General features: G+C 74.7%; 13 protein-coding genes. 5 read left to right on the top strand and 8 right to left on the bottom strand.

Annotation, left to right across the window (positions count from 1 at the left end):
• Positions 1 to 22: 22 nt before the first annotated feature.
• The gene (gene mshA / locus CK485_RS01210) at positions 23 to 1,303 is read right to left on the bottom strand and encodes a D-inositol-3-phosphate glycosyltransferase (RefSeq protein WP_109446519.1); all 1,281 of its coding nucleotides are present in this window, start codon (positions 1,301 to 1,303) and stop codon (positions 23 to 25) included.
• Between the two features lie 345 nt (positions 1,304 to 1,648).
• On the opposite strand from mshA, the gene CK485_RS01205 reads away from it, so the two are divergent.
• Together CK485_RS01205 and CK485_RS01200 are read left to right on the top strand one after the other, a co-directional pair.
• Positions 1,649 to 2,482: an SAM-dependent methyltransferase gene (locus CK485_RS01205; protein ID WP_109445896.1), complete on the top strand. Its 834-nt coding sequence runs from the start codon at positions 1,649 to 1,651 to the stop codon at positions 2,480 to 2,482.
• A 344-nt stretch (positions 2,483 to 2,826) separates the two neighbouring features.
• Entirely contained in the window at positions 2,827 to 4,167 is a 1,341-nt protein-coding gene (locus CK485_RS01200; protein WP_109445894.1) for a PP2C family protein-serine/threonine phosphatase, read from the top strand.
• Between the two features lie 105 nt (positions 4,168 to 4,272).
• On the opposite strand, the gene CK485_RS01195 is transcribed toward CK485_RS01200, so the two are convergent.
• From CK485_RS01195 to CK485_RS01180, 4 genes are all read right to left on the bottom strand, one after another.
• A complete protein-coding gene (locus CK485_RS01195) occupies positions 4,273 to 4,635 on the bottom strand; it encodes a DUF2516 family protein (RefSeq protein WP_109446517.1) in 363 nt (120 codons plus the stop codon).
• 129 nt (positions 4,636 to 4,764) lie between these two features.
• Positions 4,765 to 5,310, bottom strand: coding sequence for a hypothetical protein (locus CK485_RS01190; protein ID WP_109445892.1), 546 nt, complete (start codon positions 5,308 to 5,310; stop codon positions 4,765 to 4,767).
• A gap of 100 nt (positions 5,311 to 5,410) precedes the next feature.
• The gene (locus CK485_RS01185; RefSeq protein WP_109445890.1) at positions 5,411 to 5,836 is read right to left on the bottom strand and encodes a helix-turn-helix transcriptional regulator; all 426 of its coding nucleotides are present in this window, start codon (positions 5,834 to 5,836) and stop codon (positions 5,411 to 5,413) included.
• Between the two features lie 239 nt (positions 5,837 to 6,075).
• On the bottom strand, positions 6,076 to 7,140 hold the full coding sequence (locus tag CK485_RS01180; protein WP_109445889.1) for an aldo/keto reductase: 1,065 nt from the start codon (positions 7,138 to 7,140) through the stop codon (positions 6,076 to 6,078).
• Positions 7,141 to 7,257: 117 nt separating this feature from the next.
• Here CK485_RS01180 and CK485_RS01175 point away from each other — a divergent pair, with 117 nt between their 5' ends.
• From CK485_RS01175 to CK485_RS01160, 3 genes are all read left to right on the top strand, one after another.
• Positions 7,258 to 8,094: a helix-turn-helix transcriptional regulator gene (locus CK485_RS01175; protein WP_109445887.1), complete on the top strand. Its 837-nt coding sequence runs from the start codon at positions 7,258 to 7,260 to the stop codon at positions 8,092 to 8,094.
• A gap of 313 nt (positions 8,095 to 8,407) precedes the next feature.
• On the top strand, positions 8,408 to 9,502 hold the full coding sequence (locus CK485_RS01165) for a MerR family transcriptional regulator (RefSeq protein ID WP_109446515.1): 1,095 nt from the start codon (positions 8,408 to 8,410) through the stop codon (positions 9,500 to 9,502).
• A gap of 40 nt (positions 9,503 to 9,542) precedes the next feature.
• Positions 9,543 to 10,226, top strand: a complete 684-nt coding sequence (locus CK485_RS01160; protein ID WP_109445885.1) for a class I SAM-dependent methyltransferase — start codon at positions 9,543 to 9,545, stop codon at positions 10,224 to 10,226.
• Positions 10,227 to 10,257: 31 nt separating this feature from the next.
• Here the strand turns inward: CK485_RS01160 and CK485_RS01155 are convergent, their stop codons facing one another.
• From CK485_RS01155 to CK485_RS01145, 3 genes are all read right to left on the bottom strand, one after another.
• Positions 10,258 to 11,190 (bottom strand): oxidoreductase, encoded by a 933-nt coding sequence (locus CK485_RS01155; protein WP_109445883.1) that lies wholly within the window; start codon positions 11,188 to 11,190, stop codon positions 10,258 to 10,260.
• A complete protein-coding gene (locus CK485_RS01150) occupies positions 11,187 to 11,789 on the bottom strand; it encodes a cysteine hydrolase (protein ID WP_109445881.1) in 603 nt (200 codons plus the stop codon). Before CK485_RS01150 ends, CK485_RS01155 begins: the two co-directional genes overlap by 4 nt.
• A 131-nt stretch (positions 11,790 to 11,920) precedes the next feature.
• Positions 11,921 to 13,090 (bottom strand): methyltransferase, encoded by a 1,170-nt coding sequence (locus CK485_RS01145; RefSeq protein WP_109445879.1) that lies wholly within the window; start codon positions 13,088 to 13,090, stop codon positions 11,921 to 11,923.
• Between the last annotated feature and the right edge of the window lie 105 nt (positions 13,091 to 13,195).

Below are 13,195 nucleotides of genomic sequence, written 5' to 3'. Positions count from 1 at the left end.
CGGGCCCTCCGGCCGGGCCCGGTTACGCCCGCGCCGCCAGCCGGTGGTGCTGTACGGCACCCGTGTAGACGTCGGCCGTCGCCGCGGCGGAGGCGTCCCAGCCGAACGCGCGGGCGTGGTGGGCGGCGGCGGTGCCCAGTTCCTCGCCGAGCTGCGGGCGGTCCACGAAGCGCCGCAGGACCTTCGCGTAGTCCGCCGGGTCGTGCCCGTCGATCAGGAAGCCGCTGACCCCGTCGCGCACCGCGACCGGCAGTCCGCCCACCGCCGAGGCGACGACCGGCGTGCCGCACGCCTGCGCCTCGATGGCGACCAGGCCGAACGACTCGCTGTGCGAGGGCATCACCAAGACGCTCGCCGCCCGGTACCAGTCCGCGAGCCGGTCCTGCTCCACCGGCGGTTGGAACCGCACGACGTCGCACAGGCCCAGCCGCGCCGCCAGCTTCTGCAACCGTTCCGGCTTGGCCAGGCCGCTGCCGCTGGGGCCGCCGACCACCGGCACCACAAGCCGCTGCCGCAGCGACGGCACCTCTTCGAGCAGCAGCGCGACCGCGCGCAGCAGCACGTCAGGCGCCTTCAGCGGCTGTATCCGGCCGGCGAACAGCGGGACCAGCGCGTGCTGCGGCAGGCCGAGGCGCTCGCGGGCGGCGGCGCGGCCGTCCGCCGGGCGGAAGCGCTCCAGGTTGACGCCGGGATGGACGACGGCGACCTTCTCGCGGGCGGCGGCGTAGTGCCGTACCAGCTCCTCCGCCTCCTCCTCGGTGTTGGCGATCAGCCGGTCGGCCGCCTCGACGATCTGCGTCTCGCCGATCACCCGGGCGGCGGGCTCGGGTGTGTCGCCCTCGGCCAGCGCGGCGTTCTTCACCTTGGCCATCGTGTGCATCGCGTGCACCAGCGGCACGCCCCAGCGCTGCGCGGCCAGCCAGCCGACGTGGCCGGACAGCCAGTAGTGCGAGTGCACCAGGTCGTAGTAACCGGGCCGCTGCGAGGCCTCCGCCTGCATCACCCCGTGCGTGAACGCGCACAGCTGCGCGGGCAGGTCCTCCTTGGCGAGACCCTCGTAGGGCCCGGCGTCGACGTGCCGCACCAGCACGCCGGGGGCCAGCTCCACCACGTCCGGCAGGCCGCCGGTCGTCGCACGGGTGAAGACCTCGACCTCGATGCCCAGGTCGGCGAGGCGGCGGGCGAGCTCGACGATGTAGACGTTCATCCCGCCCGCGTCGCCGGTGCCGGGCTGGTGCAGCGGGGAGGTGTGGACGCTCAGCATGGCGACGCGTCTGACCCCCGCGGCGCCGGCGCGGCGCATGCGGCGCGGGACGACACCGTGAGTGTGCGTGCGGGCGCGGCGCGCGCCCAGGCGGGGCACGTACTGGCTCACCGGCGGTCTCCTCCTACGGCTTGAGGTCTCCCACGGCCCGGGGCGGACACCGCGCGACCGTCCGTACGGTCGTCTCCGCGCCCGGTACGGTCATCCTGCGTCAGCCTGAGCCATAACCCGTAACCACGCTGTCACGGAGGTTGTTCCCGGCGGCGGGCGGGGAGGTCCGGGAACGTCCAGGGGCCCCGCGGACGCGGCTGGACCGGACCGGGCCGCCGTGCGGTCGCCCGGGGAGCGGCCGGACCCGCCTGGACCGCCCCTTAAGCTCGCCGCATGCCTGCCAAACCCGTAGGGGCGCCTACCCGCGGGACCACGAACCCCAACCGCCTGCGCCGGATGGACCGCTGGATCGCCGCGACCGGGGCCGCCCGCCTGCGCCGCGCCGACCCCGCGCCGGTCGCCGTCGACCTCGGCTACGGGGCCGCGCCGTGGACCGCCGTCGAACTGCTGGACCGGCTGCGGGCGGTGCGGGCGGACGCGCGGGTGGTCGGCATCGAGATCGATCCGGCCCGGGTCGCGGCGGCGGCGCCCTACGAGCGGCCCGGGTTGGCCTTCGCGCACGGCGGCTTCGAGGTGCCGCTGCCGGACGGCGTGCGGCCGACGCTGATCCGCGCGGCGAACGTACTGCGGCAGTACGACGAGGGCGAGGTCGCCGCGGTCTGGGCCCGGCTGTGCGGGCGGCTGGCGCCGGACGGGCTGCTGGTCGAGGGCACCTGCGACGAGATCGGGCGGCGGCACGTGTGGGTGGCGCTGGGGCCGGCGGGCCCGCGCACGGTGACGTTCGCCACCCGGCTCGGCTCCCTGGAGCGCCCCTCCGACCTGGCGGAACGGCTGCCCAAGGCGCTCATCCACCGCAACGTGCCCGGGGAACGGGTGCACGCCTTCCTCACCGACTTCGACCGCGCCTGGGCGGCCGCGGCACCGTTCGCGGCGCTGGGCGCGCGGCAGCGCTGGATCCGGGCGGTCCGGGCGCTGCGGGACGGCGGCTGGCCCCTGGCGGACGGCCCGTCCCGCTGGCGGCAGGGCGAGGTCACGGTGCGGTGGGAGGCGCTGGCCCCCGAGGGATGGGAGGCGCCGGCCCCGGAGGGGTGGCCGGGGCGCGGCTGAAACCGGAGGCGTGGCGAGGGCCGTGCTGAGGCGGCGGGGTCGCCGGGAGCGTGGCGAGGCGGCGAGGCGGCGAGGTCGCCGGCACGTGGCGAGGTGGCCGCAGACGCACGTTTCCGGGCGCGCGGTTCCGGCCGCGCCCCGCCCCGACCCGTGATGTATGTCATGCCCGGCTCGCCCCAGCTCGCCCGGAAACCCCGCTCCGACCGGCGGATATGCCCCCCGCCGTTGCGCTCCGTGGTCTCCCGGGCGGCCCGTGCGGGCCGCTATCGTCGCCAGGCATGCCCGGCGGCCGCAGGACGTTCCACGGCCGCCACACCCTCGGGGGAGGGAAGGATCGACACGTGATGTCCGCTACCGGGCGGTCCACCGACCGGCAGTCAGACCAGCACGCCACCGCCGCGCCCGACCAGCGCCCGGTGGCGCTTCCGCGCCAGCGCGCCGCCGGTTCCCGTCCGGAGGCGGCCGCACCGGCGCCGTTCACCCTGCTCGTCGTCGGCGACGACCCGACGGGCTCCTTCGCCGCACCCGAACTCGTCGACGCCGCGGGCCACCGCGTCCGCATCCGCCGCGCCCGCAACCTCACCGAGGCGGAGCGCCTGCTCACCGACGACGTCTCCTGCGTCCTGCTCGACCTCGACCTGGGCAACGCGGAGGCCGCCGGGGACGGGGCCCGCCCCGCGTGCGGCCTCGCCCCGCTGCGCGCGCTGCTGCGCCTGGCCCCGACGACGGCCGTGCTGGCGCTGGCCGGTGGCGAACAGGACGCCGAACTCGCGGCCGAGGCGGTCCGCGTCGGCGCGCAGGACTACCTCTTCCGCGACGAGCTGACCGCCTCGCTGCTCAACCGGGCCATGCGGTACGCGGTCGAGCGCAAGCGCGCCGACCTGGCCCACCTCCAGCTCACCGAGACCCGCCTGCTCGCGCACGAGAACGCCCGCCTGGAGCGCGGTCTGCTGCCCACGCCGCTGCTGGCGGGCACCGACGACCTGCGGTTCGCCGCCCGCTACCGGCCCGGCCGCAGCCGGGCGCTGCTCGGCGGCGACTTCTACGACGTCGTGCGCACCCCGGACGGCACCGTGCACGCCATGATCGGTGACGTGTGCGGCCACGGCCCCGACGAGGCCGCGCTCGGCGTCGAACTGCGCATCGCCTGGCGCGCGTTGACGTTCGCGGGCCTGAGCGGCGACCGGCTGCTGAGCACGTTGCAACGGGTCCTGGAGTGCGAGCGGCCCGACGACGAGATCTTCGCGACGCTGTGCACGCTGGACATCGCCCCGGACGGGCGGCGCGCCTCGCTCGCCCTCGCCGGGCATCCCTCGCCGCTGCTGATCCGCCCGGGCCGCCCGGCGCAGCTGCTGCCGTACGAGGAGCACGGCGGCCCGGCGCTGGGACTGCTGCCGGAGGCCGAGTGGGGTTGCCTGGACGTCGAGTTGGGCGCCCCCGGCGAGCCGTGGAGCCTGCTGCTGTACACCGACGGCCTGATCGAGGGCCGGATCGGCGAGGGCACCGCCCGGCTCGGCACGGACGGCATGGTCGAGCTGGTGGAGCGGCACGTCGCGGCGGGCCTGCGCGGCGAGGCACTGCTGGACGCGGCGGTCACCGAGGCGGGCGAGCTGAACGGCGGCGAGCTGACGGACGACGTCGCGACGGTCCTGCTCGAACGCGGCGGAGCCGTCGAACGGGCTTGAGGCGATGGCCTTGAGGCGGCGCGCCCTTGAAGCGGCGCGCTCTTGAGGCGATGGCGTACAGGCAACGGCCTTGAAGCGATGGCCTGAAGCGGTGGAGCCCAGGCGTCAGCGGCGGTTGAAGGGGCCGTACGGGCCGTCGCTGCTGCTGCCGCCGCGCCTGCCCCCGCCCAGGAAGCGGTTGCCGCGGCGGCTGCCCGCGGAGACCTGCTTGAGCGCCGGCCGTACGTCCACGATGTAGACGATGACCGCCACCAGGCCCACGACGGGAAGTATGGAAAGGACCGAGAACAGCTTCATCACCACAGCCGCGATGCCCAGGATGATCAGCCAGAAGCCCTTGGTCTTCTTGTCGGCGGCGCGGTAGGCGTCCTCGCGCTGGATCGCCGCGTTGACGAACGCGAAGAGCGCGAGGGCGAACAGCGCCCAGGAGAGCAGAGCGAACACGCTCGCGAAGCCTTCGATCAACATCCCGTCCACCACCTTGTCGTCCACCGTGGCCCACTGTCCGCCGCCACCGTACCCGTACAACGGGCCGGGCACCTCGTGCGTGCCCGGCCCGTCAATGCGGCTCGGTGGTCGTCGCCCGTGCGGGCGACGTCACTCCGCGGGCTTGGCCGGAGTGGTCTTCTTCGGGGTGGTGCGCTTGGCGGTGGCCGGCTTGCGCACCGGCTGCGCGGGCTCGGCGGAGGACTTCGAGGGGGCCGGGGCCTCGATGACCACGGCCAGGTCCTCGACGTGGTCCGCGGCCTCGCCGCGCCAGGTCTTCACCGCGCCGCGGCCCCGGTCGACCAGGCCGTTGTAGGTCTCGCCCGCCTTGACCGCGTACTCGGCGGCGCGGCCGACCTGCTGGAGGGCGAAGTCCTGGGCGTTGTCGCGCAGCTTGCGCAGGTCCAGCTCGACGCCGCCGATGACCTCGGTCAGCCGGGCCTGCACGTCCTTGGCCTGCTGGGCGACGCGCTCCTGCACGACCTTGGGGTCGGCGGCGCGCACCTTGCCGAGACGCTCCGGCGCCTCCTCGCGCAGCTTCTCCAGCAGCGGGGGCACTTCGCGCAGCTTCGCGGCCGCCAGGTCGACGGTGCCGGCCGCCGCGTACAGCGGGGTGGCGTCGGCCAGGGCCTTGCGGACGTTTTCGGTGATCGCCATGAGGGTCCTCTTCGTCTGCGGTCTGGATGGCTGTCGTCTTGGTACGGAATCGCGCCGAACGTCTTCCGGCGGAGAACCGGCTGAAACCAGGTCTACCGGATCATTCAGTGATTCCGGTCACACCGCCGCCACCGGATCTCTGGCGAGGGGCCGGCGGCGGACTGTCCGGCGGGGCGTCGGCCACGCCGTTCTCGCGGCGGAAGGACTCGTAGATCTGGAGCAGCACCTGCTTCTGCTTCTCGTTGATCGACGGGTCGGTGAGGATCGCGGTCCGCACCTCGACCCCCTCACGGTCCCGCTCGTCGAGGATTCCGGCCTGCACGTAGAGCGTCTCGGCGGAGATGCGCAGCGCCTTCGCCAACTGCTGGAGGATCTCGGCGCTCGGCTTGCGCAGCCCGCGCTCGATCTGGCTGAGGTACGGGTTCGAGACTCCGGCGGCGTCGGCGAGCTGCCGCAGCGACAGCTGCGCGTTGCGCCGCTGCTCGCGCAGGTACTCGCCGAGACTCCCGACGTTCAGAGAGGCCATACCTCGACCGTGCCACCGTTCGCTAACTTTTGCAAGCGCGGCGCTTGCAAGAGTGTTCTTAGGTCGGCGTGCCGGCGCGGCGAGCCGTGACACGCCGGCTGGAACCCGGCCCCGGGAGTCGGCTGCGGTTCGGCCGGCGCCGACCGGCTCGCTTGCGGCCGGGGAGCGTGAGAACGGTGGCCCGGACAGCGATTCGACCGCGGCTGCGGCCACCGGCTCCCGCCGCTGACGGCCGGCCGTCAGCGGCGGGTCTCGATCCGCAGGTCGCCCGTGGTCACCCGGCGGATGTGGTCGCTCGCCAGCAGGTCGTGCGGCTGGCCCAGCTCGATCGCGCTCGCCGCGTCAAGGCGGGCCAGCTGGGCGGCCGTGAACTCGACTTCGAGGGCGCCGAGGTTCTCCTCCAGCTGGGCGGGGGTGCGGGCCCCGATCAGCGTGGTCGCCACGCCCGGATTGCGCAGGGTCCAGGCCAGCGCGACCTGGGCCGGGGTGCGGCCCAGGTCGGCGGCGACGTCCCGGACGACCCCGGCCACGGCCAGGTTGCGTTCGGTCAGCGTGCCCAGGGCGAGGTTGAGGCCCTTGCGGGTGCCGTCGCCGGCGCCGTCGCCCTTCGCGGTCACGTCCTCCCGGCCGTACTTGCCGCTGAGCACCCCGCCGCCCAGCGGCGAGTACGGGACCACGCCCAGGCCCAGTTCCCGGGCCATCGGGATCAGGTCGCGCTCCGCGGTGCGTTCGATCAGGCTGTACTCGAGCTGCAGCGCGACCAGCGGCGACCAGCCGCGCAGGTCGGCGATCGCCTGCATCCGGGACACCTGCCAGGCCGGGGTGTTGGAGATCGCCACGTACAGCACCTTGCCCTGCCGGACCAGGTCGTCCAGGCCGCGCAGGACCTCCTCGACCGGCGTGCGCACGTCCCAGACGTGCAGGTACAGCAGGTCGATGTAGTCGGTGGCCAGCCGCCGCAGGCTCCCCTCCACCGAGCCGAACAGGGCCTTGCGGTGACCGCCCCCGGAGTTGGGGTCGCCGGGGCGGCGCAGTGTCGAGTACTTGGTCGCCAGCACCAGGCGTTCGCGCTCCTCACGGGCGAACTCGCCCAACAGGCGCTCGGAACTGCCGTCGGTGTAGGTGTCGGCGGTGTCCAGGAGGTTGCCGCCGAGTCCGACGTAGTGGTCGAACAGCTTGCGGGCCTCGGCCCGTTCGGCGCCCCAGCCCCACTCGGTGCCGAAGGTCGCCGTACCCAGGGCCAGCGGGGAGACCCGCAGTCCCGAGCGGCCCAGCAGCCGGTAGGCGTCGAGGGTCACTGCCATCAGGTCCTCCTGTGCTCGCGGTCCGTTTCCTGGACCGAGTCTGTGGCGGCGGCGGCCCGGGGGTAAGGGACGGCACTTCCTGGGAAGACCCCTCCCACCCTGGCGGTTGGACCGGTCATGACGACCCGGACCATGGACACCACCCAGGAGTTGGCCGCCTTCCTGCGCAGCAGGCGCGAGGGCCTCGCCCCCGACCGGCTGGGCCTGCCGTCGCACCGGCGGTCCCGGCGGACGCCGGGGCTGCGCCGGGAGGAGGTCGCCGAGCTGGCCGGGGTCAGCACCGACTACGTGGTCCGGTTGGAGCAGGGCCGCGGGCTGCGGCCCTCGGCGCAGGTGCTGGCGGCGCTGGCCCGGGCCCTGTGCCTGGACCCGAGCGAACGCGACTACCTGTTCGACCTGGCCGGACGCCGCCGCCCCGGCACCACCGGCGGGCCGGACGCCGGTGCGACGCCGCCGCTGGCCCGCCTGGTCGGTGACCTCTCGCCGCTGCCGGCCATGCTGCTGGACCACCGCTACGACATCCTCGCCTGGAACCCCGAAATGGCCCGGCTGCTACCGGGTTTCGAGACCGTGCCGCCGTCACGGCGCAACGCGATGTGGCTGTGCCTGCTGCACCCGGCGATGCGCGGCTTCTACGCCGACCGGGAGCAGGTGCTGCGGGACGGGATCGCCCACCTGCGCGCGGCCTGGGCCGCGCACCCGCAGGACCGGGAACTGGCCGCCCTCATCGCCGAATTCGCCGCGCAGGACGAGGACTTCGCCCGCTTGTGGGCGCAGCGGGAGGTCGGCGTCAACGGACGCGGCCGCAAGCTGCTGCGGCATCCGGTCGCCGGTGCGATCACCGTCGACTTCGAAGTCCTGCTGCCGCTCCAGGACCCGCAACTGCGCCTGCTGGTCTACCGCGCCGCGGACGAGGAGAGCCGAGCCTCCCTGGACCGCCTGTGCGCGCGGTGAACGGGCCGACGCGCGGTGAACGGGCCGAGGGAGTGACGACTCACGGTTGGCGGCAAGACCGCGCGCCGGGGACGGCTCACCGAATCGCAGGTGCGGTCGGCGCTCCTGGAGTGGCACTTCACCCCTGGCAGCCACGAAGCCTTCAGCCGGTATCTCGCGTTCCGGACCGCGCACTGCTGCCCCCGCCCAGGGGCGCCGGCCGGTGCGGGCCGCCGTTCGGTGGTCGTGTTGACCTTGCCCTTGGGGCAGGCCCCAGCATCGAGGGCGCCGGAGGGTCGTGAAGGGGCCGTCCGGCGACGAGGAGGCACAGGAGATGGAACTGCTGACCATCGGGGCGTTCGCGCGGGCCTCGCGGCTGTCGGCCAAGGCGCTGCGGCTCTACGACGAGCTGGGGCTGCTGGTCCCCGCGCGCGTGGACCCGGTCAGCGGGTACCGGCTCTACGACCCGGCGCAACTGGCCCGGGCCCGGCTGGTGGCCTGGCTGCGGCGGCTCGGGATGCCGCTGGCCCGGATCCGGTACGTGTGCGGGCTCGGCGCGGCCGACGCCGCGGCCGAGGTGCGCGCGTACTGGGCCGAGGTCGAGGCGGCCACCGCCGCGCGGCGCGATCTCGCCGCCTTCCTCGTCTCCCACCTGTCCCACGAGGAGGCATCCATGTCCGCACCGTCCACCGCGTCCCCGTACGCCATCCGTTACGCCGCCCTGTCCGACGCCGGGCGGGTCCGCGAGAGCAACCAGGACACCGCCTACGCCGGTTCGCGCCTGCTGGCGGTCGCCGACGGCTTCGGCCGCCACGGCGGTCCGGCGAGCGCCGCCGCGGTCCGGGCGCTGCGCCGCCTGGAGTCCGGCGACGGGCTCCCCGCGGGCGGCCTGCTCGACGCGTTGCACGACGCGGTCGAGGAGGCCGGGCGGGCCGTGCGTGACGCCACCGGGGGCGACGCCGAGGCGGGCACCACGCTCACCGCGATGCTGCTGGACGGTTCGCGGCTGGCGCTGGTCCACATCGGCGACAGCCGCGCGTACCTGCTGCGCGACGGCGAGCTGTTCCGCGTCACGACCGACCACACGCTCGTGCAGTCCATGCTCGACGAAGGGCGGCTGACCGAGGAGGAGGCCGCCTCGCACCCGCAGGCGTCCCTGCTGCTGCGGGCGCTGTACGAGGGCGGCGACGCGACCCCGCAACTGCGCCTGCACGACGCGCTGCCCGGCGACCGCTATCTGCTGTGTTCGGACGGGCTGTCGCGGGTGGTCGCGTCGCGGGAGATCGGACGGGTGCTGCGCGCGTGCGGTGAGCCGCGGCAGGCGGTGCTCGAACTCGTCGCGCTCGCGAACCACGCCGGCGGGCCGGACAACGTGAGTTGTGTCGTCGCCGACGTGACCGAGGCGGAGGCGGAGGCGGGCTCGGCGTAGTCCGGCGGGAGTGTCGGAGGGGGGCGCTAGGGTCCGGCGCATGACCGAGACCACCGCGGGGGCCGACCCCGCCACGCTGCCGGAACCTCCCCGGTTCCTCGCCCGGGCGCGGGAGTTCTACGACGCCGTCGCCGAGGACTACGTCGCCCGCTTCCGGGACGAGTTGCCGCAACGGCCCTGGGACCGGGCGGCGCTCGGGGTGTTCGCCGAAGGCGTGCGCGCGAACGGGGGCGGGCTCGTCGCGGACGTCGGCTGCGGGCCCGGGCGGCTGACGGGGACGCTGCGCTCGCTCGGGCTCGACGTCTTCGGCGTGGACCTGTCCCCCGCCATGCTCGCCCTGGCCCGTGAGGCCCACCCCGGCGTGCGGTTCACCGAGGGGTCGATGACCGCGCTCGACGTGGCCGACGGCTCGCTGGGCGGGCTCGTCGCCTGGTACTCCGTCATCCACGTGCCCCCGGCCCGCCACCCGGAGGTCTTCGCCGGATTCCACCGCGCTCTCGCTCCGGGCGGTCGCCTCCAACTCGCCTTCCAGGTGGGCCAGGAGGCACTGCGGGTGACCGAGCCGTTCGGCCGGCCGGTGGCGCTGGACTTCCACCGCATGGATCCGGAGCGCGTGCGGACGCAGCTGGGGGAGGCGGGCTTCGCCGTCGAGGCCGTCGTCGTACGGGAAGCGGTCGGGACCGAACGCGTGCCGCAGGCGTACGTGCTCGCCCGCAAGCCCTGACCGCCTCCCGAGGACCCGCGGCGCGATCCGCCTACCCCCGCGCCACCACCCCGTCCAGCGCGGCGAGTTCGTCCCGCGTAAGCCGCAGCGCGCCCGCCGCGACGTTCTCGGTGAGGTGGTCGACGTTGCCGGTGCCGGGGATGGCCAGGACGTGCGGTCCCCGGTGCAGGGTCCAGGCGAGCCGGACCTGGGCGGGCGTGGCCTCGTGGGCCCGGGCGACCGCGAGCACGGTCCCGTCCTCCCGCCGCGTCACGCCCGCCTCCGCGCCCTCGCCCGCGATCGCGTAGAACGGCACGAAGGCGATGCCCAGTTCGCCGCAGGCGCGCAGCAGGGGGTCGGCGTCGCGGGTGTCGAGGCCGTAGGGGTTCTGGACGCAGACGACCGGGGCGATGGCGCGGGCGGCGGTGAGGTGGTCGACGGTGACGTTGGATATCCCCAGGTGGCGGACGAGTCCCGCGTCGCGCAGCGCGGCCAGCGCCCCGAAGGCCTCGGCGAACGTCTCGACGTCCTCGCTCCTGCGGATGCGCAGGTTGACCACGTCGAGGTGGTCGCGGCCCAGCTGGCGCAGGTTCTCCTCGACCTGGCCGCGCAGTTGGCCGGGGCTCGCCCAGTGCCAGACGCCGGACGGGTCGCGGCCCGGGCCGACCTTGGTGGTGATGACCAGGTCGTCGGGGTACGGGGCGAGCGCGCTGTTGATCAGTTCGTTGGCCGAGCGCAGGGCGGAGAAGTAGAAGGCGGCGGTGTCGACGTGGTTGACGCCCAGCTCGACCGCGCGCCGCAGCACGGCGATCGCCCGCCCCCGGTCGCTGGGCGCGCCCCGGTCGAACGGTCCGCTGCCGGTGGTGCGCATGGCGCCGTAGCCGATGCGGTTCACGGTCAGGTCGCCGAGCCGCCAGGTGCCCGCGGCGTCGGCGGTGGCGGGGGCTGGGGCGGGGGCCGGTCGGCCGGGAGTGGCGCGGGTCACTTCGCCGCGCCCAGGAGGTACGGCAGTTCCGCCACGCCGACGACGTCCGCCTGGCGCGGGAAGACGTCCTCCATCAGCACCTCGTGGGCGCGCGCCGACGGGTCGGCGCAGCCGTCGGAGAGCACCAGCAGCCGGTAGTCGCGGTCGCTGGCGTCGCGGACCGTGGACAGCACCACGCCACTGGTGGAGACGCCGGCCAGCACGAGGGTGTCGACGTCCCGGCGGGACAGCCGCTCGTGCAGGTCGGTGGTGGAGAAGGCGCCGACACGGGTCTTGCGGACCACGATGTCGCCCTCCCGCGGGGCGAGTTCGCCGACCACCGCGCTGTCGGGACCGTCCGCGGGCAGCCCGCCGCCGGCCGCGTACCCGGTGAACACCTTGTTCCGCGCAGGCACCGCCGCCATCTCCTCGGGCGTGAAGCCGACCCGGACGTAGCCGACCGTGCCGCCCGCCGCGCGGACCGTGGCGATGGCGTCGGCCACCCGCCTGACCAGCGCACCGGACTCCTGCTCCGGCAGCCGTTCGACGATGAAGCGCTGGAAGTCCATCACCAGCAACGCGGTCCTGACCGGCTCGACCGCGGCGACGGAAGTGGTCATGTGGGTCCTTTCGAGAGGGACGGTGAGCATGGCGCCCGCGGGGTTCCCGGCCGTCGCGCCCGCGGGGTTCCTGATCGACGCGAGTGACCCTACCTCCGCCCTGCCCCGGAAACCCGGCTCCCGGCCGCCTCTCAGCGCTTGACCGCTCGAAGGATCACGAACTTCGGGTCGCCCGCGACGAGTTCGCAGTTCCCGAAGAGCCTGCGCAGGCGGATGTGGTAGCCGAGGTGGCGGTTGCCGACGACCCACAGCTCACCGCCGGGACGCAGGGCGCGGCGCGCGTCGGCGAACATGCGGCGCGCGGTGGTGTCCGTGGTGGCCCGGTGCGAGTGGAACGGCGGGTTGTTCAGCACCAGGTCCACGCTGTCCGGCTCAAGACCGGACAGGCTGTCGGCGACCAGGAAGCGCGCCCGCTCCCCCGCCTCCGCCTCTCCCGCGTTGGCGGCGAACGTGGCCCGGGCGGAAGCCACCGCCTGGTAGGACTCGTCGGTGAACGTGACCGTGGCACCGGGGTCTGCGAGCGCGGCGGCCGTGCCCACGACGCCGTTGCCGCAGCCGAGGTCCACGATCCTGGTCGCGCCCGAGCGCTTGGGCAGGTGGTTCAGGAAGAAGCGGGTGCCGATGTCGAGGCGGTCGGCGCAGAAGATCCCGGCGTGGTTGACGACGGTCAGGCCCGAGGCGGCGCCCGCGTCGCCGGGCAGCACGTAGGAGCGCGGCCAGGGAGTGGCGGGCGTGGCGGCCCCGGTCGCGGGGCGCGGCTCGCAGAGGATCAGCCGTGCCTTCCGCACCGCCAGCGAGGTCCTTGTCGGGCCCAGCACGCGCTCGAAGAGCTTCAGCGTCGAGGTGTGGATCTCGCTCACCATGCCCGCGCCGACGATCACGGTGTCCTCGTGCACGGAAGGCGCCAGGCGGGTCAGCTGGTCCTCCAGCAGCGCCAGGCTCATGGGCACCCGCACCAGCAGCACGCCGACGCGCGCGGGCGGCTCGTCCCGGCTGGACAGCAGCGTCACGGCGCCGTCGGGGACGCCCGCGCGGCGCAGGTTGGCGCGGGTGGCGCACTGGGTGAGGTACGAGTCGGTGATCTGGACCGGCCGGGCGGCGGCGAGCGCGGTGACCAGCGCACCCCAGCGGTCGCCCAGCGCGACGACGGCCCCGCCGGGGCCGTCGAGCCGGACACCCTCGTCCCGCAGGTGCCGCAGCAGGTACTCGTCGGCGGCGTCCCAGGCCCGCAGGGTGTCGCGGGGGTCCTCGGGGAAGCGCGTCAGGTCGTACGCGCCCCAGCCGGTCGTGAAGCGATTCATCGTCCCGCCAGGCTAACCGAGCTGCTTCCCCGCCCCACGCCACGCCCGCCCGCGTGCGTCCCACAGATGCCCCGCGCCCTCAGCGGCCCCGCGTTCGACTCGCGC

Source organism: Streptomyces sp. ICBB 8177 (assembly GCF_003144095.1).
In the GTDB taxonomy this organism is placed as follows: domain Bacteria; phylum Actinomycetota; class Actinomycetes; order Streptomycetales; family Streptomycetaceae; genus Streptantibioticus_D.
This window is presented reverse-complemented; position numbering and strand designations above follow the sequence as displayed.